The 25,541-nt window shown below is 57.0% G+C and carries 20 protein-coding genes; 9 read left to right on the top strand and 11 right to left on the bottom strand.

Annotated elements, in window-relative coordinates; all coding sequences use genetic code 11:
• Nucleotides 1-39 precede the first annotated feature (39 nt).
• A complete protein-coding gene (gene thiC / locus VEZ52_RS01205) occupies nucleotides 40-1,320 on the top strand; it encodes a phosphomethylpyrimidine synthase ThiC (RefSeq protein ID WP_192113305.1) in 1,281 nt (426 codons plus the stop codon).
• 428 nt (nucleotides 1,321-1,748) lie between these two features.
• The gene (locus VEZ52_RS01200; protein ID WP_324835185.1) at nucleotides 1,749-2,960 is read left to right on the top strand and encodes an iron-containing alcohol dehydrogenase; all 1,212 of its coding nucleotides are present in this window, start codon (nucleotides 1,749-1,751) and stop codon (nucleotides 2,958-2,960) included.
• Nucleotides 2,961-4,209: 1,249 nt separating this feature from the next.
• On the opposite strand, the gene ahpC is transcribed toward VEZ52_RS01200, so the two are convergent.
• Nucleotides 4,210-4,776, bottom strand: a complete 567-nt coding sequence (ahpC, locus tag VEZ52_RS01195; RefSeq protein ID WP_215648091.1) for an alkyl hydroperoxide reductase subunit C — start codon at nucleotides 4,774-4,776, stop codon at nucleotides 4,210-4,212.
• On the opposite strand from ahpC, the gene VEZ52_RS01190 reads away from it, so the two are divergent.
• The 3 genes from VEZ52_RS01190 (at nucleotide 4,775) to VEZ52_RS01180 (ending at nucleotide 5,983) form a co-directional block, all read left to right on the top strand.
• Nucleotides 4,775-5,005, top strand: coding sequence for a hypothetical protein (locus VEZ52_RS01190; protein WP_324835184.1), 231 nt, complete (start codon nucleotides 4,775-4,777; stop codon nucleotides 5,003-5,005). The genes ahpC and VEZ52_RS01190 overlap by 2 nt on opposite strands.
• A gap of 94 nt (nucleotides 5,006-5,099) precedes the next feature.
• A complete protein-coding gene (locus tag VEZ52_RS01185; RefSeq protein ID WP_022659501.1) occupies nucleotides 5,100-5,561 on the top strand; it encodes a Fur family transcriptional regulator in 462 nt (153 codons plus the stop codon).
• A 209-nt stretch (nucleotides 5,562-5,770) separates the two neighbouring features.
• Nucleotides 5,771-5,983, top strand: a complete 213-nt coding sequence (locus tag VEZ52_RS01180; RefSeq protein WP_324835183.1) for a hypothetical protein — start codon at nucleotides 5,771-5,773, stop codon at nucleotides 5,981-5,983.
• Nucleotides 5,984-6,200: 217 nt separating this feature from the next.
• On the opposite strand, the gene uvrA is transcribed toward VEZ52_RS01180, so the two are convergent.
• A complete protein-coding gene (gene uvrA / locus VEZ52_RS01175) occupies nucleotides 6,201-9,155 on the bottom strand; it encodes an excinuclease ABC subunit UvrA (RefSeq protein WP_324835182.1) in 2,955 nt (984 codons plus the stop codon).
• A gap of 211 nt (nucleotides 9,156-9,366) precedes the next feature.
• On the opposite strand from uvrA, the gene VEZ52_RS01170 reads away from it, so the two are divergent.
• Nucleotides 9,367-9,978, top strand: a complete 612-nt coding sequence (locus tag VEZ52_RS01170; protein ID WP_324835181.1) for a hypothetical protein — start codon at nucleotides 9,367-9,369, stop codon at nucleotides 9,976-9,978.
• Nucleotides 9,979-10,142: 164 nt separating this feature from the next.
• On the opposite strand, the gene VEZ52_RS01165 is transcribed toward VEZ52_RS01170, so the two are convergent.
• The gene (locus VEZ52_RS01165) at nucleotides 10,143-11,030 is read right to left on the bottom strand and encodes a DMT family transporter (RefSeq protein WP_324835180.1); all 888 of its coding nucleotides are present in this window, start codon (nucleotides 11,028-11,030) and stop codon (nucleotides 10,143-10,145) included.
• A 111-nt stretch (nucleotides 11,031-11,141) separates the two neighbouring features.
• Nucleotides 11,142-11,732, bottom strand: a complete 591-nt coding sequence (locus VEZ52_RS01160; protein ID WP_324835179.1) for an RNA methyltransferase — start codon at nucleotides 11,730-11,732, stop codon at nucleotides 11,142-11,144.
• Nucleotides 11,733-11,911: 179 nt separating this feature from the next.
• Between VEZ52_RS01160 and VEZ52_RS01155 the strand changes: the two genes are divergently transcribed.
• Nucleotides 11,912-13,369 (top strand): sodium:proton antiporter, encoded by a 1,458-nt coding sequence (locus VEZ52_RS01155; protein ID WP_324835178.1) that lies wholly within the window; start codon nucleotides 11,912-11,914, stop codon nucleotides 13,367-13,369.
• Nucleotides 13,370-13,684: 315 nt separating this feature from the next.
• Here VEZ52_RS01155 and VEZ52_RS01150 read toward each other — a convergent pair whose 3' ends face one another.
• Entirely contained in the window at nucleotides 13,685-15,076 is a 1,392-nt protein-coding gene (locus VEZ52_RS01150) for a radical SAM protein (RefSeq protein WP_324835177.1), read from the bottom strand.
• A 405-nt stretch (nucleotides 15,077-15,481) separates the two neighbouring features.
• Between VEZ52_RS01150 and VEZ52_RS01145 the strand changes: the two genes are divergently transcribed.
• Both VEZ52_RS01145 and ald read left to right on the top strand, forming a co-directional pair.
• Entirely contained in the window at nucleotides 15,482-16,552 is a 1,071-nt protein-coding gene (locus VEZ52_RS01145) for a BMP family lipoprotein (RefSeq protein WP_324835176.1), read from the top strand.
• Nucleotides 16,553-16,739: 187 nt separating this feature from the next.
• Nucleotides 16,740-17,858, top strand: a complete 1,119-nt coding sequence (gene ald / locus VEZ52_RS01140) for an alanine dehydrogenase (RefSeq protein ID WP_324835175.1) — start codon at nucleotides 16,740-16,742, stop codon at nucleotides 17,856-17,858.
• Nucleotides 17,859-17,978: 120 nt separating this feature from the next.
• Here the strand turns inward: ald and VEZ52_RS01135 are convergent, their stop codons facing one another.
• From VEZ52_RS01135 to VEZ52_RS01110, 6 genes are all read right to left on the bottom strand, one after another.
• On the bottom strand, nucleotides 17,979-18,977 hold the full coding sequence (locus tag VEZ52_RS01135) for a bifunctional methionine sulfoxide reductase B/A protein (protein ID WP_324835174.1): 999 nt from the start codon (nucleotides 18,975-18,977) through the stop codon (nucleotides 17,979-17,981).
• 272 nt (nucleotides 18,978-19,249) lie between these two features.
• Nucleotides 19,250-20,236, bottom strand: coding sequence for a UDP-glucose 4-epimerase GalE (galE, locus tag VEZ52_RS01130; protein ID WP_324835173.1), 987 nt, complete (start codon nucleotides 20,234-20,236; stop codon nucleotides 19,250-19,252).
• Nucleotides 20,237-20,484: 248 nt separating this feature from the next.
• Nucleotides 20,485-20,931 carry a flavodoxin gene (locus tag VEZ52_RS01125; RefSeq protein WP_324835172.1) on the bottom strand — a complete coding sequence of 149 codons (447 nt, stop codon included), beginning with the start codon at nucleotides 20,929-20,931 and terminating at the stop codon, nucleotides 20,485-20,487.
• Nucleotides 20,932-21,463: 532 nt separating this feature from the next.
• Nucleotides 21,464-22,051 carry a TetR family transcriptional regulator C-terminal domain-containing protein gene (locus VEZ52_RS01120; protein ID WP_324835171.1) on the bottom strand — a complete coding sequence of 196 codons (588 nt, stop codon included), beginning with the start codon at nucleotides 22,049-22,051 and terminating at the stop codon, nucleotides 21,464-21,466.
• Between the two features lie 116 nt (nucleotides 22,052-22,167).
• On the bottom strand, nucleotides 22,168-23,511 hold the full coding sequence (locus VEZ52_RS01115; RefSeq protein ID WP_324835170.1) for an SCP2 sterol-binding domain-containing protein: 1,344 nt from the start codon (nucleotides 23,509-23,511) through the stop codon (nucleotides 22,168-22,170).
• 460 nt (nucleotides 23,512-23,971) lie between these two features.
• Entirely contained in the window at nucleotides 23,972-25,423 is a 1,452-nt protein-coding gene (locus VEZ52_RS01110; RefSeq protein WP_324835169.1) for a radical SAM protein, read from the bottom strand.
• Nucleotides 25,424-25,541: the final 118 nt, after the last annotated feature.

The raw sequence follows: 25,541 nt of genomic DNA, 5'->3' as shown, positions 1-25,541 counted from the left end.
TTTTTTTGCGCCCTGCGTCGCAACCCGCGAGGCACAACCATGTCTGCATCTTTTCGTTCGCAGAATTCCGCTCTGAGCGGCCTGCTGGACAAACACCTCACCAATCTGGCCGAGGAAGAACAACTCGCCCCCGAATCCATTGTTGAAGCCATCGAGGCGGGCACAATGGTGCTGCTGGGCAACCCCGCGCATCCCAACCTCAAGCCCATTCTTGTGGGCCAGCCCTCGCGCATCAAGGTGAACGCCAACATCGGCACGTCTCCCTTGTGCAACTGCCCCGCTACGGAAGAACGCAAAATCAAGGCTGCTCTCGATGCCGGAGCCGACACCGTGATGGATCTTTCCATCGCGGGCGACCTTGACGCCCTGCGCCTTGGCATGCTCAAGGCCTGCCCCCTGCCGCTTGGCACCGTGCCGCTCTATGCCGTGGGCCAGCAGATTCTGGATGCGGAGCTGGATATCGCCACCATGCAGCCCGATGCCCTGTTTGCCGAAATCGCCAAGCAGGCCGAGCAGGGTGTGGATTTCATCACCGTGCACTGCGGCCTTTCCAAGCGCGGCGCAGAGATGGCCGTCAAGAACAACCGCGTGCTGGGCATTGTTTCGCGCGGCGGCTCCATGCTCGCCCGCTGGATGCTTGAGAACAACCGCGAAAATCCGCTGCTGGAATACTACGACCGTCTGCTGGACATCTGCCGCCCCTACAACGTCACCCTTTCGCTGGGCGACGGCCTGCGCCCCGGCGCTGGCGTGGACGCGGGCGATGCCGCCCAGTGGGAAGAAGTCATCAACCTGGGGCAGCTTGCCAAATACGCCCTTGAGCGCGGCGTGCAATGCATGATCGAAGGCCCCGGTCACGTGCCGCTCAATCAGGTGCGCACCCAGATTCAGGGCATCAAGCGCCTGACCAACAATGCCCCCCTGTACGTGCTCGGCCCCCTGTGCTGCGACAGCGCCCCCGGCTATGACCACATTGCCGGAGCCATCGGCGGCGCCATGGGCGTTGAGGCTGGCGTGGACTTTCTGTGCTACCTCACCCCGGCCGAACACCTCACCCTGCCTGACGAGGCGGACGTGCGCGCTGGCGTCATGGCCTCACGCGTAGCCGCCCATGTGGGCGAAGTGGCCCTTGGCCGCCCCGCCGCCGTTGCCCGCGAGGCAGCCATGAACGCCGCCCGCAAGGCTCTGGACTGGGAAGCCATGTCCAAGGCCGCCCTTGACCCGCAGATGCTCGAAAAACGCCGCGAAGACCACAAGACAGAAGAAGTCTGCGCCATGTGCGGCAAGTTCTGCTCCGTCAAGATGCTGCGCGGGCATTAAGCAATTAAGACCCTAAATGCTCGCTTATGACGGGCAAAAGCCTGTCTGCCAGCATTTCGCGGCAAGGATTTTCAAAAAATCATTGCCGAGCAGGTTCCCTGAGTTACTGAAGGAGGCTCCCTTACGGGAGCCTCCTTTTTTTGCCTCAGTGTGCTGCACGTGGCGACATGCCGGGAACCTTGCTGGCGGCTCCACACACTGAAACTCCCCCTCCCTGCAAAGCCCTCGGCACATTGCGCAACGCCCGTTCTGCATGCCGCCGACTGCTTCTCCCGCTTATCAAATTTGCGTGAAAAAATGTTTGTGTACTCAAAGAGCTTTACTATCTGCCTGAAAGTTTTTATAAACATCGTATGTGAAAAAAATAACAAAATTTCAATCAACCCGCCCTCGCGGCGGATACGTGCCATAGCACTCTGGAGGATCATATGTGGGATCAAGCTGCCGATTACAAAAATGTGCGGGAAATTCGGGTCAAGACAACAACCTATCTGGGCGTTGGAGCCATTGATAAAATAGACGATATCCTCGCCCAGCTTAAGAGCGAGGGCATCACGTCCATACTCTGTGTTTGCGGCGGGCGCTCATACAAAATCACCGGCGCGTGGGACAAGGTTGAAGCCGCAGCTCAAAAGCACGGCGTTACGCTGGCGCTCTACAACCGCGTTACCCCCAACCCCACCACCGACAGCGTGGACGAGGCCGCAGCCCTGGGCCGGTCGGTCAAAGCGGGCGCGGTGCTGGCCATTGGCGGCGGCAGCCCCATCGACTGCGGCAAGAGCGCCGCCATCCTGCTGGCAAATCCCGGCAAGACTGGCGATGATCTGTACTGCTACCGCTTCACGCCGCAAGTGGCCCTGCCCATCATTGCCATCAACCTCACCCACGGCACCGGCAGCGAAGTGAACCGCTTTGCCGTGGCCACTGTGACCAAGCTGAACTACAAGCCCGCCATTGCTTACGATTGCATTTATCCCCGCTTTGCCATTGACGATCCCGCGCTCATGACCGGGCTTTCGCCCGACCAGACGCGTTATGTGTCCATTGACGCCGTCAATCATGTGGTAGAAGCCGCCACCACCACTGTCACCAACCCCTTTGCCATTTCGCTCGCGGCAGAGACCATCCGGCTTGTGCACCAGTGGCTGCCCACCTCCCTCGCCGACCCCGGCGACCTAAAGGCCCGCTACCAGCTGTGCTACGCCGCCATGCAGGCGGGCGTGGCTTTTGATAACGGCCTGCTGCACTTCACGCATGCGCTGGAGCACCCCCTGAGCGCCGTCAGCCCCGACCTGTCGCACGGCCTTGGCCTTGCCGTTCTGCTGCCCGCAGTGATTCTGGAATGCTACCCCGCCAGGCCCGATGTGCTGGCGCACATTCTCGCGCCCCTGGCACCCGGCCTCAAGGGGCTGCCGGAAGAAGCCCCGCAGGCCGCCAAGGCTGTGGAACAGTGGCTTGCCAGCGTGGGCGTGCCGCAAAAGCTTGAAGACCTCGGCGTAACCGCCGCTGACGTGGACAAGTTCTGCGACCTGGTGGAACAGACGCCCTCTTTGGGTCTGCTGATTTCCGTTGCCCCAGTGGAAGGCACACGTGAACGCGTGGCGCGCATCTATAACAATTCTCTCAAGCCCATGGCTTAAGACAGATCGCCATTGCCAACGCCTATTGCGTTGCAATTGAAAGAGGTCAGCGTGTGAGTGCTGGCCTCTTTTTTGACGCCTGCGCGGCGCGCGTTTTTGCTGCGTGGCATTGAGTTGTGAGTAGTTGCTGCCCTGCGGGCGCTAAATTCCGCCCTCCGGCGAAGCTTGGGACGCCTGCGCGGCGCGCGGCAAGGTGGGGCCGGTTATGGGGCTGCGCCCCCTTCTCGGCCCCCCTTGCATCCCCCCCCGAAGCACCCCCTAAGAGGGCTTTCAAATTCTTTAGCGTGGCGAGGGCAACGCGGCATCTGCTGCGGGAGCTTCCCTCACTCGCGCCGCTCGCTCAGGTGATCTCCCTCCGCGCCGCGTTAATGCCAGAGGACGCTTTCGATTTGAATGTAAGTCCGTTTCAGCCCAATACCCCCAGTATAATTGCTAGTTTCTGGATTGTATTTGCGTTCTTCTCAGTAGCTCTGAATATTCTGACATCCCCACTCGCTAACAAATTCTGGTAACAAACAACTATCTGCACCACATCGACAAGTTACTAATGGCAATTTCCGTTCAGCCATGGCCAGACGGGAAGTTTGCGAGTCAAAAAATATATTCACCATCAGGAGATGGTCGTGGAGTCACCTTCCTTAAACTCGCCGGAGCGGATGCGGAGGCGATGGCTGGTGTTGGGCGAATTTGCAAAATACGCTTTTTGCGGCCTGAAAAGGAAACGCCGGGATTTTGAGCGCAGCGTACTCAAGTACGTGAGCATCAAAATCCCGGCGCTGACGCATTCAGGGCGTAAAAGTCGGGTTTGCGCAAATCAGCCTGACAGGCTCACCCCACCCGGCAAAACCCTTTTTTCTGTGTTTGCCTTTTCGCTTTTTGCCTTTCTGCTTTTATTGCCTTTTCTGCCTTTCACCCCGGCCCGGCATCAAGAGCTGGTCGTGGTGTAGCCTTCCTTAAACTCGCCGGAGCGAAGCGAAGGCGATGGCTGGTGTTGAGTGAATTTGCAAATTACGCATTTTTCCTTGTCAGGCCAAAAAAGACGGGTTTGCGTAAATACGCTCGACAGGCTCACCCACCCCGCGCGCAAAAAATCTCCCCCTGCCTTTCCTTCCTCCACGCCAGCGCAGCAAAGCCCGCACGTCAAAAGAGGCCAACACTTGCGTGCTGGCCTCTTTCAGCGGGGTTGCCTGAGGAGGGCATTGGAGGAAGAGGAAGGGAAAGGCGTGTGCTTGCGTGTGAAAATATCTGCCTAGATCTTGCCTACAAGATCAAGGCCGGGCTTAAGAGTGGCGCTGCCGGGCTTCCAGCGGGCAGGGCAAACCTGATCGCCATGCTCGGCCACAAACTGCGCGGCTTCCAACTTGCGCAGCAGTTCTTCAACATTGCGGCCAATGGGCGTATCGTGAATTTCATAGGCCTTGATGACGCCATCGGGATTTACCAGAAAACTGCCGCGCAATGCCTGCCCTGCGCCTTCAATCATGACGCCGAACGCGTTGGAGAGCGTTCCGGCGCAGTCTGCCAGCATGGGATAGCGAATCTTGGCAATGCTGGGCGATGCATCGGCCCAGGCTTTGTGCACAAAGGCGCTGTCGGTAGAGACGGAATAGACTTCGCAATTGAGCTTTTTGAACTGCTCGTAATTGTCGGCCAGGTCTTCCAGCTCCGTGGGGCACACAAAGGTAAAGTCAGCGGGATAGAAAAAGAAGATGGACCAGTGGCCCTTGATATCTGCTTCGGTAACCGTTTTCAGCTCGCCACCATGAAAGGCTTTCACGTTGAAAGGTTCAACCGCTTTATTGATGAGATTTCCCATGATTGTATCCTTATGGCGAAGCATGACGCTCCGGCAGAGGTTGCTGCAACTTCGTTTTGAAAACAGTATTCAATCCTATTTACTCTGTCAAGAAATTACGGCGGAAAAATCTCTTTTTTTCGCACATGCCCTTGCTCTCCACGCGCCACAACCCTACCATAGCTTGCAGGGCAGTAAAACAGTGCGCTACCGCCTTTTAGCCGCTGCATTGCTTTTTGCCATTTTTTAGGCCAAAAGGTACCCTACATGCTGGCGACTGCAAGCCTTGGCCGCATCGACAGTTTTAACAAACGCACACTTGTTATTCGGGGGTGGGCATATATATGACAACGCAACAAAATAATGCCGGTCTTTCGGAATTTCTGGATTTCATGAGCCGCAAAGGCCTGAACACCACATCCCAGCGCCGCATCATAGCCGAGGCTTTTTTTGAATTGCCCGGGCACCACTCGCTTGAAGAATTTTATCAGCACGTGATCAAGCGCGATTCCGGCATCGGTCAGACCACCGTATACCGCACGCTCAAGCTGCTTTGCGATGCGGGCCTTGCCATGGAAATCCACTTCAGCGACGGCATCACCCGCTACGAAATTGCCAAGCCGGACAGCCATCACGACCACCTTGTCTGCCTTGACTGCGGCAAGATTGTGGAAATCTGCGATCCGCGCATTGAAAAACTCCAGCGCGAAATGGCCGAAAAATACGGCTTCAAGCTGCGCGGTCATGTGCACAACCTGTACGGCATCTGCAAGGATTGCCGGGACAAAGCCGCCAAGGACGACTAAAGCCCACGGTTGAGCTTTAGCGATTTTTTGGGGCTGCCCTTGGGCAGCCCTTTTTTATTCCCTTGTGAATGGGGGTAAGCTTTCCGTACAAGACAAATATTTTTTTATGCCCATTTAAATGAAGTTGACATTCATTTTCCACAAGGGCAGACTACTTGCACATCCTCCCTGCGCCGCAAGGAACTTTGGAGGAAACAAGAGGTGAAGACATGGATATTCAACTGATTATCGTCATATTGTGCATAATTGCGGCTGCATATTACTTTGGTCGCAGGGTTTATACGGCGGTCAGCAAGGGCAAATGCGGCTGTTGCGATGGTGGATGCGGAGATGGCAAAAAAAGCTCATGCGGCTGCACTCCCAACGATGCCGAGGCGCAGCGCCTTGAAAGCAAACGACTGAAATTTGACCCCAAAAAGTAGAGAGCAAAGCCAAGGCTTCCGACCCCGCATGCCCCCTCCTCCGGTTCGTCATGTTGGCAGAGTGCGAACCGGCTCAGCCCCGGCCCCGGCCTGTACCCTGTGCCGGGGCTTTTACATGCCAAGCATCCCCCTTTATCTACTCCCCGCACCCGCTGACAACATATGCAAAAACCCGGATTTCTCCGGGTTTTTTGTATGTGTCGCAAGGCAAGTCTACCTATTTACGCCGCTTGAGCCTGTCCAGCCGCTCCTGCATGAGGAAGCGCCCGGTGACGGAATTTGGGTCGGCAACGATGGCCTCGGGCGTTCCGGCAGAGACTATCTGCCCGCCGTTTTCGCCGCCGCCGGGGCCCATATCCAGCACATGGTCGGATGCCAGAATCATGTCCGTATTGTGCTCGATAACCACCACACTGGCCCCCCGATCCACCAACGCATGCAGCACCTTGATGAGCTTGCCCACCTCGTGCATGTGCAGGCCCGTGGTCGGCTCGTCAAGAATATACATGGTTCCCGGCAGGGATCGCTTGCCAAGCTCGCGCGAAATCTTGATGCGCTGGGCTTCGCCGCCTGAGAGCGTCGTGGCGGGCTGCCCCAGCCGCAGGTATTCCAGCCCCACCTCTTCCAGCACGGCAAGGCGGCGTTCAAGCGAGGGATAGCTCTCAAAAAGCTGGCGGGCCTGATGCACGGTAAGGTCGAGCACCTCGGCGATGTTCAGCCCCTTGTAGCGCACTTCAAGGGTTTCGTGGTTATAGCGTTTGCCCTTGCACACGTCGCAGGTCACATACACATCGGGCAAAAAGTGCATTTCAACACGAATCTGCCCGTCGCCGCCGCAGGCCTCGCAACGGCCCCCGCGCACGTTAAAGCTGAAACGCCCCGGCTTGTAGCCGCGTTTGCGGGCGTCCTGAGTCATGGCAAAAATATTGCGAATCTCGTCAAAAATCTTGGTGTAGGTTGCGGGGTTGGAACGCGGCGTGCGGCCAATGGGCGTCTGGTCAATGGCCACAATGCGCTCCACAGGCGCGGAGCCTTTCTCGTATTCCAGCCCGCCGATGGTGCCGGGCTGATCCACGCGCAGGCCAAGATTCAGGGCCACATGCTTGTAGAGCGTGTCCACCACCAGCGAACTCTTGCCGGAACCGGAAACCCCGGTCACGCAGGTCAGCACGCCCAGAGGGATGCGGCAATCAATATTGCGCAGGTTGTTGGTGGTGATGCCGTGCATGACCAGCGCCCCCTGCCCTTCGCGCCGCTCGTCCGGCAGGGCGATCACGTCATCGCCGCGCAGGTAACGGGCCGTGAGGGTATCCGCCTTGCCAAGCAGGTCGTCCACCCGCCCCTGAAACATGATTTCGCCGCCCCGCGAGCCGGAGCCGGGGCCAAGCTCAATGACCGTATCCGCCGCGCAGATGGTGGCCTCGTCATGCTCCACCACAAGCACGGTATTGCCGCGCGCCTGAAGCGACCGCAGGGTTCCCAGCAGCCGCTCGTTGTCACGCGGATGCAGGCCGATGGAAGGCTCGTCCAGCACGTAGGTAACGCCCACAAGGCCCGAACCGAGCTGCGATGCCAGACGGATGCGCTGGGCCTCGCCGCCCGAAAGCGTGGACATGGAACGCCCCAGCGAAAGGTACTCAAGCCCCACGCTGCGCATGAACGACAGGCGGTGGGTCAGTTCCTTCATGAGCGGTTCGGCAATGACAACATGCCGCCCCGTAAATTCGCGTTTTTCCAGCCATTCCAGCGCGCGCTCAACCGAAAGGTTGCAGAACTGCGCGATATTCAGATCGTCCACCCGCACGGAGAGCGCGTTGGTGTTCAACCGCGCTCCGTGGCAGTCGGGGCAGTCCATGGTCTGCCGATAACGAGACAGGGCCTCGCGCCAGGCATCGCCGTACTGCATGCCGCTTTCAAGCAGAGGAATAACGCCGGGCCAGCGTTTTTCGCTCACGCCCACCTGGCCCTGCGTGCGCAGGGCATCAGAAAAATGCTCGCTCTGATAATCGCCGCCAGCACCAAGGGCCACGCTGCCGCCCATCCAGTTGCGGCGCAGGCCCAACGAGGCGCGCGCGGGACGGCCCTGTTCGTCCTCGCCGTAAAAAAGGGCGGAAAGCGCGTCTTCGCTAAACTGCTCCAACGGCGTGGAGAGCTGAAACTTGAAGCGCTTGCCCAGAGCCTTGAGCGCGTCCTCATAGCGGCTGAACATTTTGTCCGTGGCCCAGGGCAGCAGTGCGCCAGTATTCAGCGAGAGCCCCATGTTGGGCGCAATAAGGCGCGGCTCAAAATAATCCACCCCGCCGAGGCCCACGCAACGCGGGCAGGCGCCCTGCGGCCCGTTGAACGAAAACAGCTGCGGGCTGGGCGCGGGCAACGAAATACGGCAGTGCGCGCATACCGAGGTGGTGGAATGTACGGTGTCTGCCTCCTGCCCTGCGGCGGCCTTGTCCGGCTCGTGCAGCACAAGGCGGCCCTCGCCATAGCGCAGGGCCAGCTCAACCGAATCCGCCAGACGTCCCCGAATGCCCTCCTTGTTCACCAGGCGGTCAACCACCAGATCAATGGAGTGCTTCTTGTTCTTGTCCAGCGTGGGCACATCGTCCAGCGTATAAAATTCGCCGTTGACGCGCACGCGGGCAAAGCCCTCAGCCTTGAGCTTTTTGAACTTGTCCTGATGCGTGCCTTTCTGAAGTTCCACCAGCGGAGCCATGACCATGAACTTGGTGCCTTGCGGCAGAGCCATGATATCGCCAATGATTTCATCCGCCGCGCGGGCCTCGATGGGCCGCCCGCACTGGGGGCAATACATGCGCCCAAGCCGGGCAAAAAACACGCGCAGAAAGTCGTAAATTTCCGTGACCGTTCCCACGGTTGAACGCGGATTGCGCGAAACGCTCTGCTGTTCAAGCGATATGGCGGGCGAAAGCCCCTCGATTTTTTCCACATCCGGCTTGTCCATCTGGGGCAAAAACTGGCGGGCGTAGGCAGACAGCGATTCCACATAGCGGCGCTGGCCTTCGGCGTACACGATGTCGAAGGCGAGGGTCGATTTTCCGGAACCTGACGGGCCGCAAATCACCACCAGCTCATCGCGGGGGATGTCCAGGCTGATATTTTTGAGATTGTGCTGGCGGGCCTTTTCGATGTGGATGCAGGGCTTGCTTGTGTTCATGAAAGCATATGTAAGCGGCCCAAGGGGCATTGGCAAGGGCAGAGCCTGTGTATTTTTGCGCGCCCCCGCCGCTGCAAAATGCACCCTAAGCCCCCAACCACCCCGTATCGCGCAATCCTTTGCCTGTGTGCATGGACAAGCCTTGCTGAAAGCGGTATAAAAATTTTTACAGCACGTCTGTTTCTGCAACCATCTGTCTGCGGGAGGATGTATGCCGCGTCATATACACTGTTTACTGATTGTTCTGTTGCTTGCCGCACTGTCGGATTCTGCGCAGGCCGCCGAAAGCGAAGTCACTGCCCGCAGTATCTTTGCACTGCTGCCCGAAAGTATTTTTGAAAACACTCCTGAAGGTCTGAGCCCGCAGGAAAAGCAGAAACTGCTTTCTGCCGGGCATTCGGAATTCTGGGAGATCGCCGGAGAAACGGAGGACGTTCTGGTGTTCGCCTCCATGCCGTTCAGGGATACCGCCGTTGCCCTGCGCCTGTTCCGCAATGCTGCGGACGGCTCTGTGCTCGCCGCATTCGGCACCTTGGGCGGCGCGGTGTGCACCCTTGAATTGTGGAGGGTTGACGCCTCTGGCCGCGCCGTGCCCGTGGACACCCCGCAAGAGCCGGACATAAGCGTCTTTTTTGCCCCTGGGCGCAAAATGCCGCCCGATGTTCAGGCTACGGTCATGATCTGCCTTGGCCTTGGCGGCCTCAAGGCGCAGCCCATGTTCTGGACCAGTACGGGCATGGCCCATGTTCCGGTAGACAATGACGTAAGCTTTCAGTGGAATGGCAAAAGTTTTGAAAAGCTGGTGCAGCCGCATATTGATTAGCAGCCCAGCATAGAAATCAGGGTTGAGTTCCCGCAAGGGAAAGGCCCGTTTCCGCCGGAAATCTCCAGCGGAAACGGGCCTTGTAGTTGTGTGAAAATTCGGCGTTGGGCAACCGCTACATGGTTATTTTGTTCTCTGACACAGCCAGAAAGCAAAAGAACCGTTTAGCCCCGCTTGCCCGCAAGGCTGAACAACAACAAAGCCCCCATAATGATCGCCCCGCCCGCGAAGGTAGAGACCTCCGGCAGGCCGCCCGTCACCGCAAAATCAAGCAGCATGGACAAAAAGGGCGTCAGGAACATGTAGTTGGTCACAAGGCTTGTACGCGGAGCCAGAGCAAGGGCTCTTGTCCAGAGCAGATAGGCAGCCGCGCTGGGAAAAATCCCCAGAAAAAGCGCAAGCCACAACGCGCTGGCTGGCGCAGCCTGTACCTGGGCCACGGTTTGCGGCAGGCAGTAGAGCAAAAACAGCGTACCCGCAAAAAAACTCCAGGCCGCGATTTCCATGGAGCCATAGTGGCGCGACAAGGTGCGCTGCGTAATATTATACAGGCTTATGAGCACTGCGGCCACCAGCACCCAGCCCATGCCGGGAGCCAGCATAAATCCCTGCCCGCCGCCGTTCATCACCACCACGCCGCCAAATGCCAGCGCAAGCGCAAGCCAGCGCAGCACGGGCAAACGCTCGCTAAAGAACAGCCGCGCCAGCGCCGCCGTCAGAATGGGAGCCGTAGAAATGACAATGCAGTTGGTGGTGGGGTTGAGGGTGATGGAACCCTCATTGAAGGCCAGCAGATACAGCGTGAAGCCGCTCAACCCCGCCGCTGCGAACAGGGGCAGATGCCGGGCAGAAGGAACAAAAAATCCTCCGCGCGCCCTGCCCCTTGCCAGCAGAATGCCAACAAAGGCCAACGATGCCACCGCGCAGCGCACAAGGCCCAGCGGCCCCGGCGTAAAAAACGCCAGCGCAACCTTGGTGTACACATAGGCGGTTGACCACAGTACAACGGTGGCAAAGGCATAGGCCTGGCAGATCAGCGCGGGATTGTTCATGACTATTCTTGGCGAATAGTTACATGCTGCGGAAGCCCGAAGTATCGCCCGCATACGCCGCGCGGGCGGCCCGGGCTTTCGTGGCCGGATATCGGCCAGTTCGGGCTATCGCTATTTTTCCAGCCACTCCCCAAGACGGGTTGCAAGAGTTGCCTCATCAAAGCGCGGAGTGGCGTACATGCCTGCGGCCTCGCGCTGGCGGGCTGCTTCTGCAAGAATAATGGCCGAAGCCACAGACACGTTGAAGCTCTGGATCATGCCGTACATGGGTATGTACAGCTCGCCATCAGCTGCGGCCAGTAGTTCCGGTTCAACGCCGCTGTGCTCGTTGCCCATGATCACCGCCGTGGGACGGGTAAAATCCCAGTCACGCATGGGGCGGGCCTTTTCTGTAAACGAAGTGGCAAGCACCTGCATGCCTTGACCGCGAAGGTCGGCAAGCATGTCTTCGCTGGTTTTATGGCGCACGCTTTCCACCCACTTGCGGGCAGAAGCAGAAGTCTTGCGCCCCAGCACGGGAAAAGCCGTGTTAGTGTAATACAGGTGCACACGGCTGACGCCAAAGGCATCGCACGAGCGGTAAATGGCTGAAACGTTGTGCGGGTCGTGGATGTTGGCAAGCACCAGCGTAAGGTCCGGCTGGCGGTGACTCAGCACTTCCAGAAAGCGGGCCTTGCGCCGTGCCGTAGGTTCTTTGGGCATGGCTGATTCCTTACACATGTAATTGATTGCTGCCCTTGTGTGGCAGAAAACGGCCTTTCAGGCAAGTGCGCCGATCTGCCGGGATGGACGGACAATGCCAATTAGGGTATATTCAGCACACTCGTCTTGGTCGATTTTTCTTATCGACCTGCAATCCATTCACTTTTTTCAGGAGCAACATGAATCTACTCCGCCTCTCTGCATATGCTCTGAGCGCACTGCTGCTTACTCCCTACACGGCTCTTGCCGCCGCCGACCATCTTACAGTTCCCGGCACCCTCTCCGCATGGTGGATCATCCCTTTTGCGGGCATGCTGCTTTCCATAGCCGTACTGCCGCTGACCGCCCATATTTTCTGGGAACATCACCGGGGCAAGATTTCCATTTTCTGGGCGCTCACCTTTCTTGTCCCATGCCTGGCTGTCTATGGCCCCGGCGTGACCTTCTATGAATTCTGCCACATCATCCTGCTGGATTACGTGCCTTTCCTTGTACTTCTTTTTTCGCTGTACACGGTTGCGGGCGGGGTACGCCTTACAGGTTCGCTCACAGGCACGCCGCCAGTGAATCTGGGGATTCTTGCCATAGGAACCGTGCTGGCAAGCTGGATGGGCACAACAGGAGCCGCCATGCTGCTTGTGCGCCCGTTGCTGCGGGCCAATGCGCACCGCAAGTACCGCGTGCATTCTGTGGTATTTTTCATTTTTCTGGTGGCAAACATCGGCGGTTCCCTCTCGCCGCTGGGCGACCCGCCGCTGTTTCTGGGTTTTTTGAAGGGCGTGGACTTTTTCTGGACTACCTCGCACCTGTTTTTGAAGACCCTGAGCCTCTCTACAGCCCTGCTGGCAATCTATTTTGTTCTGGACATGGTGCTCTATAACAAGGAAGGACGCCCCGTGCCGCCGAGCAGCCCTGCTGACGCCGCGCCCGCAAAGCCGGGGCAGGTAATGCCCAGCCAGGAAAAACTTGGACTTGACGGCAAGATCAACCTGCTGTTCCTGCTGGGCGTGGTGACTGCCGTGCTGCTTTCCGGCCTTTTCCCGCTGGGAACCATCGCCACGGTGGGCGGAGTGCCATTGGAAGCGCAAAATGTGCTGCGCGATGCCGGCCTGCTCTGCCTGGCTTGGCTTTCCATGCGCTATACCAGCCGCAGATGCCGTGAACTGAACGGATTTACGTGGGGGCCCATTGAAGAAGTGGCCCAACTGTTCTTTGGTATTTTTGTCAGCATGATTCCGGCCATGGCCATTCTCAAGGCGGGAACCTCCGGCGCGCTGGCCCCGCTGGTGGAACTGGTTTCGCGCGATGGCCAGCCGGTCAATGCCATGTACTTCTGGCTGACGGGCATTCTTTCCAGCTTTCTGGATAACGCGCCGACCTATATGGTCTTTTTCAATACTGCTGGCGGTGATGCGCAAACGCTCATGCACCATATGCCCGAAACGCTGGCGGCCATTTCCGCTGGCGCGGTCTTTATGGGCGCATGCAGCTACATAGGCAACGCGCCCAACTTTATGGTGCGGGCCATTGCGGAAGATCAGGGCGTGCGTATGCCCGGATTTTTCGGCTACATTTTGTGGTCGATTTGCATTCTTGTGCCGCTGTTCGCCCTGCTGACCTGGTTTTTCTTTACCTAGGCCGCGGGACTGGTCGAGCCTGGGCTGACTGCTGGCACGGCCTAGTACTGTCAACACGCAAAAAGGCGGGCATGAAGCCCGACAGAGACTGATGACAAACGCCGCTTTGCGGCATTTGCGCCGCCAGCGTCAGCAAAGCTGCCGGGCGGAATACACGGAAACCAGTCGCTCATCGGTGCGGCAAAGCCGCAACCGGCTCCTGTTTTCCGATTGTGTTGACAGCGTCAACACGCAAAAAGGCGGGCATGAAGCCCGCCTTTTTGCGTTAACAACAGAATACGCTTGCCGTTGAGGGTTTTATCTGCAAGCGGTCTGTTAGATGAATTCGTCAATGCGTCCAGCGCGCACCTTGGTCAGCAACCTTTTGGCCGCGCCATGCTCGCCAGTGGTCATTTTATCCATTTTTTCGGCCAGCAGTTGTTCGCCAATCATGCGGGTGTAAGGCGTGGCGTAGTGCAGCAGAAATTCCAGGAACGATGCCGCAGAGTTAGGGCCGCACTGATTCTTCATGCCGCACTCGCGCACCATGGAAAGGAATTCTTCGCCCGTGCGCCCCAGCCGGGGGCAGGCCGCGCAAAAAGACGGCAGATGGCGGGCTTCTTCCAGCAGAAAACGCACCACTTCATCCACATGGCAATCTTCGCCAATGGGGAAGGGAACCTTGTGCTCGGGATTGTCGATCCAGTTGCCGTAGGGGTTGGCAACGCTGCCTGTGAGCAGCTGCGAAGCGCCCGCGCTACAGCCATCGCGCCACAGGCCCGCAGGCTCCTTGGTGGTCAGAATGATGCCAGCGTAAGGAACCGCCAGCCGGGCAATGGCCACGCAACGCAGGTAGTCGGCATCGCTAACGGGATGGGGCGTTTGCATGTTGCTGCCGGGGGCGCAACGCATGCGGTGCAAGCTCAGGGTGCGGCAACCTGTGTCATAGGCCCGCAGCAAATGCGCCTGATGCTGCACAATGCCCAGCAAATCATACTGCCAGGGGCCAAGACCCAGCATCAAGCCGCCGCCCACATCGGGCACACCCGCCTGAAAGGCCACATCGGCGGCGTTCAGCCGGGCGTAGTAATCACTCTTGGGGCCAGAGATGTGGGCTGCGCGATAGCTGGCTTCGTGGTAGGTGTCCTGATAGATCAGCACTGTACCCACATACGATTCAAGCAGGGCGGTATATTCGCGTGATTCAAGAGCGCCCACGTTCACGTTGACGCTGTGCACCTCGCCCACGCCGTCAAAGGCTGTGTACAGGATGCTGATGGCCTCGGCCAGATATTCAATATCGGCATTGGGCAACTGCCCGCTGACAAGAAAAATACGCTTGTGGCCCTGCCGGATGAGCTTGAGGGCTGCCTCGCGCATTTCAGGCGAGGTCATGTACTTGCGCTCAACGGCCTTGTTGCTTTTGCGGTTGGCGCAGTACAGGCATTCGCTGCCGCAGTGGTTGGAGATGTGCAGGGGTGCAGAAAGCACGATGCGGTCGCCGTAAACCTTTTGCTTTACTTCATCGGCGGCTGCCATAATGCGGCCAACGCCCACGCCGTCCTGCACACGCATGAGGGCGACCGTTTCCGCCATAGAGAGCGGCTGTAGTTCAAGCGACTTGTTGAGGATATCCCGAAGCTCTGCGGCGTCAGGTGCTGTTTCCCTTTCCAGAGCTGTGCCAATGGCCTGGGCATCAAACCAGCGGGGCTGTGCATCAACAGACATGGGAACCTTCCTTGCAATAATTTTCAATAATTTCAGCAGAATTATCGCAATAACAATCCTGCGCTTCATGTTACTTTGTTCACAAGCGACACGTTATTTATTTCACATTTGCAAGTCAAGATGTGTACACGCACTTGTTTGATTAATCAAACTATAAATTTTGCTGACAGCATCTGAATAAGTCAAATTAAACTGGATGGATATAATTGACGCCATTCAGCCTTATTAAAAAATTAAACACATAAAAAAAATTTGTATTTATTTGCGCAGTCCCTGCCAGCAGATGTTCTTGCACCGCAAAAGACACAGAGATATATTGCGCATGGCGAAAAAAGGCTCAGCCTGCCTGCCCAAAACCTAAAAAAACAGCTCCCGCTGCCCGCACATCCACTCCAAGGAAAATCCATGTTCCCACTCCGCCCCGCGTCCCTGGTTCTGATATTTCTGTTCTTCCTTTCCCTTGGCTCTCCCCTGCCCGCCCATTGCGCTGACGCCGAAAAGCCTCAAGGCCCCCTGCGTGTGGCCCTTCTGCTGGAAACACCCACGGGCGACAACGACTGGAACGACAGCCTTGTGGACGGGCTGAGGCAGGCCGAGCGCGAGCTGGGCATAAAGGCCTCTGTGATTACCGCCCAGCCAGGGTATGACGAGGCTGCGCTTCAGGAAATGTTCCGCACGGCTGCGGGCAACAATGATCTGGTGCTGGTGGCCTCCAACGGCCTGCACGAAGTGCTGCGCAACAACGCCGCCAACTTTCGCCGCACCATGTTTGGCTGCATTGATGCCGGCATCCGCGCGCCCAACATAATGTCCGTAACTTTTGCCGACGAACAGGCGGCCTATCTTGCCGGGGCGGCTGCGGCCATGCTTGCGCGCCAGAACGGCATGCCAGGCATAAGCGGGCGCAAGATTATTGGCTGGATAACGGGCGAGGACTGCCCCGCCATGCGCTCCCTGCTGGGAGGATTCACCGAGGGCGCGCGCGTGATTGACCCGGAAGTGCGTGTCGTCAACGTGGTTATAGGTTCATTCGCCAATGCGGAGGCTGGCCGCGCCGCAGCGAAAAATCTGCTTGATCAGGGTGCGGACATCCTGGTTCTGGCAAGCGGCATGGGCAACGGCCCGGCCTTGCAGGAGGTTAAGGCGCGCAACGCATATGCCGTGGGCCTGAACACCGACAAGGATAACCTGCTGCCCGGCCATGTGCTCACATCCATTCTCAAGCACCCCAACAAGGCCGCGTATGACATCATAGCCGCTGCGGCCTCCGGCCACTTTGCAGGCAAGGAAATCATGGTGCGCGACCTGCAAAACGGCGGTGTGGACACTACACCCATGGAGCCTTTCAAGGCTGCGGCTGGCAAGAATCTTCCCCCGGATATGGATCGCCGCCTGCGCGAACTGCGGGGCGAAATCCTCAACGGCGGCATCCGGCTCAAATCATTGCGGGAACGCACCCTGTGCGATTGTCTGTAACAAGACGCCGCAAAACATCGCAATTTTATTGCTGATAAACGGGAAAAAATATACGGTTTCATATCGGGCGGATCAGGCCGCCCGCAAGGCGTCATCCCCCCTGCGCCCCAGACCATGGAAGAAGCATGCCCCCAGCGTGACCGGCATTGCCGGTTTCGCCACAACCATAAGCTTGCGAGGACTATCCATGATTATTGGCGTCACCAAGGAGATCAAGGCCGATGAATACCGCGTGGGCATCACGCCCGCCGGGGTCAAAGCGCTCACTGACCACGGGCACAAGGTTCTGGTAGAAAGCGGCGCAGGGCTTGGCAGCCGCATCGGCGATGACGAATTTGCCAAGGCTGGCGCGAGCATGTTGCCAGTGGGCGAAGTATGGGCCAAGGCTGAAATGATCATGAAGGTCAAGGAGCCGCTGCCCAGCGAATACAAATATTTTCGCCCCGGCCTGCTGCTCTTTACCTACCTGCACCTTGCGGCGGACAAGGAACTCACCGATGCCCTGCTCAATTCCGGGGTGGTGGGGCTTGCTTATGAAACCGTGCAGCCCAAGGACCGCAGCCTCCCGCTGCTGGCCCCCATGTCTGAAGTGGCGGGCCGTATGGCCGTGCAGATGGGTTCTTACATTCTGACCAAACAGGCTGGCGGCGCTGGCATGCTGCTGGGCGGCGTGGCTGGCGTGCAACGCGCCAGGGTTGCCATTGTGGGCGGCGGCACCGTGGGTACGGAAGCCGCCAAAATGGCCATGGGCCTTGGCGCGGAAGTCACCATTCTGGACAACAACCTGAACCGCCTGCGCTATCTGGGCGACATTTTCTCTTCCCGCGTCCAGACCCTTGCTTCCAACGAATACAATATCGCCGGGGCTGTTCAGGAGTCCGACCTCGTTATCGGCTCCGTGCTTATTCCCGGCGCCATGGCCCCGAAACTGGTGACAGAAACAATGATCAAAACCATGCGCCCCGGCAGCGTGGTGGTGGACGTGGCCATTGACCAGGGTGGTTCGTTTGAAACCACGGCGGGCAGGCCCACAACCCACCACGAACCCACCTATGAAAAACACGGCGTCATCCACTATGCCGTTGCCAACATTCCTGGGGCCGTGCCGGTCACGTCAACCTATGCCTTGACCAACGCTACTTTGCCCTTTGCCGTGGAGCTGGCGGACAAAGGCTGGAAAAATGCCTGCCGCGAGAATATCGCCCTTGAACGCGGCCTCAACACGGTTGATGGGCAGTGCACCTTTGCTGGCGTGGCCGAAGCCTTTGGCCTGCCCTGCGCTTCCACTGCCCAGATTCTGCGGTAGCTGCAAAGATTCAAAAAAATTCAGGCCCGTTTCAGGGAGAGCAAACGCTCCGCCACCTGAAACGGGCCTGTCTGCGTGCAGCGGGTGAAAATAGCGGGCTGCTACGCTCAGCCAAACCTTTTATTTAACCGGGGTTCCATCCACCCGTTGCGAAAAGCGCGGCACAGACATGTGGCACACGCCCCGCCCTGTGCGACGGGCAAAATCCTGATGATAAGCCTCGGCCTCATAAAAAGGCCCGGCTGGCGCAACCTGCGTAACCACCTTGTAGCCAAGCTCGCGCAGGCGGGCCACCAGCTTTTCTGCCACAGCCTTTTGCTCCGCGCCCTGATAAAAGACCGCTGAACGATACTGCTCGCCCCAGTCCGGCCCCTGCCTGTTGAGCTGGGTGGGATCGTGAATTTCAAAAAAACGGCGCAAAATCTGCTCGTAACTCACGCGCGAGGGGTCATAGCGCACCAGCACGGCCTCCGCATGACCAGTATCTCCCCTGCACACATCCTCGTAAGTAGGATTGGCCGTATGACCGCCCGTGTAACCCGAAATCGCCTCGCACACGCCCGGTATTTTCTGAAAAGCGTCTTCCACCCCCCAGAAGCAGCCGCCAGCCACAATGGCTGTAGCCGTGCATCCTCCAGAGGCTGCATTCTGCCCTGAAGCCCCGGTAGCCCCCAGAGGAGCGCCCCCGGCAGCGGAGGTTTCCTTCTTGGCAGCCAGCCGCGCCAGAGCCGCTTTTTCCGCATCGCTGCCCGCAGGGGCAAAGCTCATGGACAGCGAATTGACGCAATGCCGCGTGTTCTTTTCGGTGAATCCTTCACCCTCAAAAACATGTCCCAGATGCCCACCGCAGTTGGCGCAGATAATCTCAACCCTGCGGCCATCGGCATCGGGCACACGGCGCACCGCTTCGGGCACTGCCGTGTCAAAGCTGGGCCAGCCGCAGCCGGACTCGAACTTGTCGTCGGAATGGTAGAGGGGCATGCCGCACTGGCGGCAGATATAGGTGCCAGCCTCATGATTGTTCACATATTTGCCCGTATAGGGCGGCTCTGTGGCCTTGCGCAACAGCACATCCGCCTCCAGGCCTGAAAGCGGCGGCATGGGATACGTGTTTTGCATCGAAACCTCCGAAGCTGGGGGCGAAGCTCCAAAGACCGCCAACGGCAGACCAGGCAGCAGAGCCAACAGCATGAATGTGCAAAAAAGGAGACAACTCGTTCGTCCTAATCTGGGCATGGGTTCCTCCCGGCGCAGGCAGCGCATACGTTTTACATAAGCACAAGGGCGATCATGTCGAGGGGGGCACGGTCTGCCCTTTTGGCACACCGTACAAAAAAGCGCCCATCCACAGAGCGGACAGGCGCAAAAGAATTGCAGCTCAAGCAGACATCTTATTCGGCAAAGCCCTCGGGATTGCGCGAATGCCAGCTCCAGGCCGAGGCGATGATGCTGTCTATATCAGCGCGGGCTGTCCAGCCCAGCACCTCGGCGGCGCGCTGGGCGGAGGCAACCAGCCGCGCCGGATCGCCGGGGCGGCGAGCGCCAATGCTGACGGCAATGTCGCGCCCGGTCACACGGCGCGCGGCTTCCACCATCTGCCGCACAGAAAATCCCGTGCCGTTGCCCAGGTTGCACACTTCGCTGCCGCCGCCGCCACGCAGGTAGTCCACGGCGCGCAGGTGCGCATCGGCCAGTTCCATCACATCCAGATAGTCGCGAATGCAGGTGCCGTCCGGCGTGGGATAATCATCGCCAAAAATGGTGACATGGGGTCTTTTGCCCAGCGGCACCTGAAGGATGATGGGGATAAGGTGGCTTTCCGGCCTGTGATCCTCGCCAATAAGGCCCTGAGGCCATGCGCCGGCAACGTTGAAATAACGCAAGATAACAGAACGTATGCCGTGCGCCCTGCCAACCCAGTGCATCATGCGCTCCATGGCGAGCTTGCTTTCGCCATAGGGATTGGTGGGCCGCAGAGGCGCGTGTTCGGGAATGGGAACGACATCAGGTTCGCCATAGACCGAAGCCGTGGACGAGAACACGATCTTGTCCACCCCGTGGCGCGCCATGGCTTCAAGCAGCACCATCATGCCATGTATGTTGTTCTGAAAATATTTGAGCGGCTGCTCCATGCTCTCGCCCACCAGGGAGCAGGCGGCAAAGTGCAGCACGGCCTCAATGGGCTGTTCTGAAAATACGGCATCAAGCAATGCCGGATCACGCATGTCGCCGGAATAAAGACGCACATCCTGCGGAACGGAACCACGATGCCCCGTAAGAAAATTGTCGAGCACAACGGGTGTTTCGCCACGTTCCAAAAGGGCGCGCACATTGTGGGAACCTATATACCCGGCACCGCCGCAAACCAGAATTGCCATGAACTCCTCGCTTGTCCGTTACGTTTCGCTCTTGCGAACAATAATTCTGCACTCGACGTAAGGGTTTGGCAAGAGGCGCAATGCCTTGTCTGCGCACCGGTTCAACCAGAGCGTAGGACACGGGGAAAAGCTGCGCGATGAACGCAAAGAAAAAGCCCGCTGGCTTCAGGACAGACATGACACTGACCTGAAACACAGCGGACCCATATGACGCAGCCGAAAGGCTTAACGCCGTGCGCAGCAAACTTTTACAGTTGCTTGAGCACATCCTCGGCGAACGAGGCCACGGCTTCGGGGTCGTTGGAAGCATCGCCTTCCATCTTGAGCCCGTCTGCAATAATGGTCGCGCCCAGTTCCTTGGCGCGCTCTTCAATGGCAGGCACCGCGCCGCAAAAATGTTCGTATTCCTGATCGCCGGATGCAAAGGCGGCAACCTTGCGGCCAGCCAGCCCGATGCGGTCAAATTCCTCAAACAGGGACAAAAAGTCGTCCTGCATTTCCAGATCTTCCATGCCCCAGGCCGAGCAGCCAAACAGAACGGCATCGTAGCCGTCAGCCAGATTCTCTGCCGAGGCGTCCGCCGCGTTGAGCAGCGTGACTTCATGCCCGCCAGCAGCAATCAGTTCCTCAAGCTTCTGGGCGATGCTCTCCGTATTGCCAGTGCTGGAACCAAAAACAATCAGTACCTTACTCATGAAATTCTCCTTCGTTGCGTCTTATTTAAAAATGAAATTCATTTTCTAAATGGATAGGGATGTTCGATTCGCCTGTCAAGGGAAAGAATCACCAAGACTTTTTTTGCTGCATCCCTGCCGTCTGTGCCCGCTGATTTTCGGGCAGATTGTGCGGGAATCACACCCTGCGCAACATCACCTCAGCATCTGGACAACAAAATAGCTGTGACGCTCGTCACAAATCGAAAAAAGTTCCGGCTCATTTTCATATACGGCTGAGTGCAGCGAATCCAAGGTATGTCCTGCCGGGTATTGGCGGGGGAGAACAAGCACTTCTGCCGATCATGTTTCGGTTAAATAAAAACGAAAACAGAAGGTACGGCACAAGCATGTGAAGAGTCGCAGAATCTGGCTGATAGCTGCGGCAGCCAAGAAGACTAAGGGATGGTATAGGAATGGTATTGCAAAAACCGAAAAAAATCTGTCATCGGCTCATTGCACTATCGGGGCTGCCAGATTTAACTGACGTCATCGCACACCACGGCAAGTTGCTCTAGTCTGCCCTGAGGAATGTATTGAAATATAAATTGATAAAATTATTCAATGGCAAAACAGATTTTTTAATTTTTGCGCAAAGTAGCGCCCCCTGAAATGATGCGATCAAATTTTCTGCAAGCACGTCGACGTCCAATCCTGCCAACAGGGCATTATCTTTTTGCGCTTCGCTGAGCAATTCAGACAAACTCTTTTCCCATCCTTGAAGGCCATTCACAAGACGCTCGCGGACACGCTCGTGCATATCTGACAATTCCAAGCCTAAATTACCCAATAAACATCCCTTGGTGCAGTGATAACTTTCAAACAATGCTATTCTTGCTTCAAAGCTTTTTCTTACTCTTTCAAGCGGTGCAATGGACGTATCTGTAAAAATGACCTGAAAATCACTTGCCACACCTTCCAGATACTTATCTATGACTTCCAGGCAAAATGCTTCTTTGCTTGAAAAAAAGTTGTAGAATGAGCCTTTTGGGCTTTTTGCAAGTTTCAGAATGGCTTCAACGCCTGTGGCGTTGAAGCCATTGCTCAATATCTTTTCAAGCCCGATTTGGACAATATCTTCCTTGTTATGTATGCGCTTCATGGCTCAACCATTAGACTATTCAAACTAGCTAATCAATAATTTTCCAGTTCCAGAGCGGAGGAATCATCACGCAGAACTTTCCACTGCAACTTGATGCACATCCGCTACCTGTAAAACTATGCAAAACACTTTCCAAACGCTTTCAACAATTGCAGCGGCCCCTTGACCCGGATCCGCCTTAAGAGGATTTCCTTGACCATGGATGTTTCCTTGTGAAGAACACGCAGCCACGCCCCGGTGTCGGCAGAGATGCAGATGTCGGCGATTCCAGTATGCCCTTTTTCAACAACCAGCGACTTATCTTTGATAACCACGGTTGCCTCGCACTGTTCATTCCCGCTGAATGTAAAATGGTAGGTTGCGTTGAGGCCCGCTGACTGATCTCGCTGAAAAGCAAATGACATGGAAGAAATGAAATTTGCCACAGTTTTTGGCCGCACGCCGTTTCCCACACGCTTGATTTTTTTATGGGGAAAGGCCCGCATAACATGACTTTCTGCATCTGACCCAGGCAAAACGTAGACTGTTTCCTCTCTTTGCTGGAGCGGCTTGACCACATTCGCAATGAACGCCTTCCTGTCATTCGCGAACTGTGAGATCACCTCATCCCCGGCTGGGCAGACCGCCATGCAATATACAGATTTGTAGCAGGGTCCGTACGCGAGGCTTTGCCACATTGATACAGTTTCGGCATCGCTGATCTTGGCGCGATAATCGCGGGAACTTTTGCTGGCAGCCACATTTTCAACCCAATCGCTGAAGCCGCCAATCAATTCTCTGTAGGTATGCGTGAGACAGTTTACGGGGTTAAAAAATCCATCAGGACGGATTGCACCTGTAGGGCAAGCTGCGGCGCAAAGCTTGCAATCAATACAGGGATTATAGTCCAGAGGCGAATCATATTCTTCTACTTCAGCATCAATAAGCACCGTATTTAACAATACAAAGCTGCCAAATACAGGATGAATCACATTACGGTGCAGGCCCATTTTACCAAGGCCTGCCTCAACAGCCATTAACTTGTGTGAAAGCACCTGTATTTTCCCACTGCCCCAGTTGTCTGTTTCCATAGGGAAACCAACCGCAGGATTGGCAGCACGGATGCCGGCACGTTCAAGCATCGCTACAAACTTTTGTGCCGTAGAGTTCAGCCCCTCCTCGACCTGGTGCAGCTCAAGGCTTGCGATGGAACGTGCGGGGCTTCTCAGGTTCTCGCGATTTATCCGCCCCACAAAGCTGACCAGGGACTTCGTCCAGGGAAAAAGATTCAGAATCCCCTGTTTTTCCGAGGCCAATGCCACTCGATCAATTTCAACTATGCCAACGTCATCAGCACCGCACTCACGACACATTTGTTTCAAATCTACCGCACTAAACTTCTGATGGCTGGCGGTATTTGAAGCTTTTGTATCTTTGCCTCTATAGGGCTTCGGTGTCAGGGGATTATTTCTGTTGATCATAATTTTCCCAGGAAGTTAGATAATAGACCATTGCCGGGAATTGCCACATCGGGCCGCAAGGCACACCATCAGAATCTACTCTGCATGCGCGCTACAGACGGGGTATCCGCCTGTCAATTAATTAGACCGGTCATTCCAATGTGTCAAATCAAAAAATCGAAACTGACAATGCGCTGTTTTCCAGCCTTCCGGTGCGCCCTGAATTTTTTTGTGAACGGGATTTTCAGTCAATCGTTGCAGACAGAAAGGAATATAAAAAACATGCTCTTCAACAGGTCCAATCATTTTTTATCGAATAATTGCAGCAGGATGATAGTATAACCAGCATGTTTTGATCTTTCCATAGGGCGCTTGATTACAAGCGGATCAAACAATGTACACCCTCTACCACCAGCAGGATTCCATAAAAAAACCCCGCTTTTACACGGGGCTCAAACAAATGCAAGTGTCAGGGCTGGTTTTATTCGATGCGCGGAGCTTCCGCTTCTGCCACATCCATGTCAGCGCCACCCACCTCAGCATTATCAATGTCATCTTCTGTAGCCGTTGCCGCTTCTCTGGCGCGCGGGGCGGGCATGCTCCACTCTCCCGGCATGGGCGCGACAAGTTCGGCCTTTTCACCCAGATAGGGGTTAAAATAGCCGTAACGCAGCCAGGGACAGAGCTTTTTGAGGCGCTTCATAAACGATGTCAGCCCCATGCTGGGCGAGAGTTCCAGTTTCTGCTGCCCTTCTCCGCCGCTCATGAGCTTGAAGTACCATTCGGGATCAATATTGAGGTTGCGCCACTGGATCATGCTCACGCCGTTTTCGCCCACCAGATGCGCCAGAGCGTCCAGCTCTTCTTCCGTATCCGTAACGCCGGGGAAGACCAGCAGGTTCAACGAAACCCATATGCCACGGCTGCGGGCCTCGCGGATGGAGGCGCGCACATCGTCAAAGGAATAGCCGGATGGCCTGTAATAGCGATCATAAAGACCGCTTCGGGCGCTGTTCAGGCTCACGCGCAAGCTGGTCAGCCCGGCTTCGGCAAGGCGGATCACAGCCTCGGGCCGGGAGGCGTTGGTATTGCAGTTGACCGTGCCTGGGCCTTCGCCCACGCGGAACTGGCGCACGCTCTCCACCAACAGATCTGGATTCATGAGCGGATCGCCCTCGCAGCCCTGCCCAAAGGAATAAATGGGCGTGCGGGTTTCGCGCCCGGAATGGACGCGCATGACCTCGGCCAGCTCTTCCGGGCTGGGCGTAAAGGCAAGGCGGCATTGCGGCGTTGACTGAATGGGCGAATCCTTTTCCTGCGCGGAAATACAGCCAATACAGCTGGCATTGCAGGCGCGGGACGACGGCAACGGAGCTTCATATCGGCCCAGAGCAAAGTTGCGGGCCGCAGGGCAATCGTAGCGCGCCACGCAGTTATCCATAATATGCCGGATAAGCCTGTTCTTGGGGTAATCGCGCAGCAGGGCGCGGGCTCCCTGTTCAATGCGGCCACGCGGAATACTGCTGAAAATCTGCCGTGGTTCGGTATCCACCCTGCGAGCGCAGATATAGAACCGCCCTCTGGCGAACCCCACGGCCCCATAGGCAAACAAGGGCAACATGGGCGCGTTTTCGCCGCTTTCATAGGCGGGATGGGCCGAAAGCGTGTAGCCGGGTGCAGCAAAGGCCGCTACTGCAAGCTGGGCCTCTCCCTCAGGGGGGGCGATGCGCCCGGTTTCGGGATCAAGGCCCACGGCCTGACGGCCTGGCAGCAGAAAGAATTCACTTTCTTCCGGCAGGGGAATCAGCTCATCCGGACGCGGCAGCCCCCACTGCGCGCCACGCCGACAGACCATGAGCAGATCGGGATCGTCATAAATATTGCCGCGCTCGTCTGCCATTACAAGATGCGGTTCAATGTGTTGCGCGGCCATAAAAGCTCCTTGCCCAAGAAGTGTTGAACGTATATAAAAACTGCTGGCCGGGCCTTCCCGGCCCGTATTTTTGGAGGCCTGCCATGTTTTCCATCATGCTTTTCATTTTTTTGTGCTT

The organism is Desulfovibrio sp. (assembly GCF_035644575.1).
In the GTDB taxonomy this organism is placed as follows: domain Bacteria; phylum Desulfobacterota; class Desulfovibrionia; order Desulfovibrionales; family Desulfovibrionaceae; genus Desulfovibrio.
The sequence above is the reverse complement of the archived record's forward strand: the minus strand, read 5'-3'. Positions and strand labels throughout refer to the sequence as shown.

Bases quoted from the DNA above. Each gene is read 5' to 3' on its own strand.
- VEZ52_RS01150 (WP_324835177.1), bottom strand. From the start codon at position 15,076: ATGTCTGTTGATGCACAGCCCCGCTGGTTTGATGCCCAGGCCATTGGC.
- uvrA (WP_324835182.1), bottom strand. From the start codon at position 9,155: ATGAACACAAGCAAGCCCTGCATCCACATCGAAAAGGCCCGCCAGCAC.
- VEZ52_RS01145 (WP_324835176.1), top strand. From the start codon at position 15,482: ATGTTCCCACTCCGCCCCGCGTCCCTGGTTCTGATATTTCTGTTCTTC.
- VEZ52_RS01165 (WP_324835180.1), bottom strand. From the start codon at position 11,030: ATGAACAATCCCGCGCTGATCTGCCAGGCCTATGCCTTTGCCACCGTT.
- VEZ52_RS01110 (WP_324835169.1), bottom strand. From the start codon at position 25,423: ATGGCCGCGCAACACATTGAACCGCATCTTGTAATGGCAGACGAGCGC.
- ald (WP_324835175.1), top strand. From the start codon at position 16,740: ATGATTATTGGCGTCACCAAGGAGATCAAGGCCGATGAATACCGCGTG.
- VEZ52_RS01135 (WP_324835174.1), bottom strand. From the start codon at position 18,977: ATGCAAAACACGTATCCCATGCCGCCGCTTTCAGGCCTGGAGGCGGAT.
- VEZ52_RS01180 (WP_324835183.1), top strand. From the start codon at position 5,771: ATGGATATTCAACTGATTATCGTCATATTGTGCATAATTGCGGCTGCA.
- VEZ52_RS01170 (WP_324835181.1), top strand. From the start codon at position 9,367: ATGCCGCGTCATATACACTGTTTACTGATTGTTCTGTTGCTTGCCGCA.
- ahpC (WP_215648091.1), bottom strand. From the start codon at position 4,776: ATGGGAAATCTCATCAATAAAGCGGTTGAACCTTTCAACGTGAAAGCC.
- VEZ52_RS01120 (WP_324835171.1), bottom strand. From the start codon at position 22,051: ATGAAGCGCATACATAACAAGGAAGATATTGTCCAAATCGGGCTTGAA.
- VEZ52_RS01190 (WP_324835184.1), top strand. From the start codon at position 4,775: ATGATTGTATCCTTATGGCGAAGCATGACGCTCCGGCAGAGGTTGCTG.
- VEZ52_RS01160 (WP_324835179.1), bottom strand. From the start codon at position 11,732: ATGCCCAAAGAACCTACGGCACGGCGCAAGGCCCGCTTTCTGGAAGTG.
- VEZ52_RS01200 (WP_324835185.1), top strand. From the start codon at position 1,749: ATGTGGGATCAAGCTGCCGATTACAAAAATGTGCGGGAAATTCGGGTC.
- VEZ52_RS01125 (WP_324835172.1), bottom strand. From the start codon at position 20,931: ATGAGTAAGGTACTGATTGTTTTTGGTTCCAGCACTGGCAATACGGAG.
- VEZ52_RS01115 (WP_324835170.1), bottom strand. From the start codon at position 23,511: ATGATCAACAGAAATAATCCCCTGACACCGAAGCCCTATAGAGGCAAA.
- VEZ52_RS01185 (WP_022659501.1), top strand. From the start codon at position 5,100: ATGACAACGCAACAAAATAATGCCGGTCTTTCGGAATTTCTGGATTTC.
- thiC (WP_192113305.1), top strand. From the start codon at position 40: ATGTCTGCATCTTTTCGTTCGCAGAATTCCGCTCTGAGCGGCCTGCTG.
- galE (WP_324835173.1), bottom strand. From the start codon at position 20,236: ATGGCAATTCTGGTTTGCGGCGGTGCCGGGTATATAGGTTCCCACAAT.
- VEZ52_RS01155 (WP_324835178.1), top strand. From the start codon at position 11,912: ATGAATCTACTCCGCCTCTCTGCATATGCTCTGAGCGCACTGCTGCTT.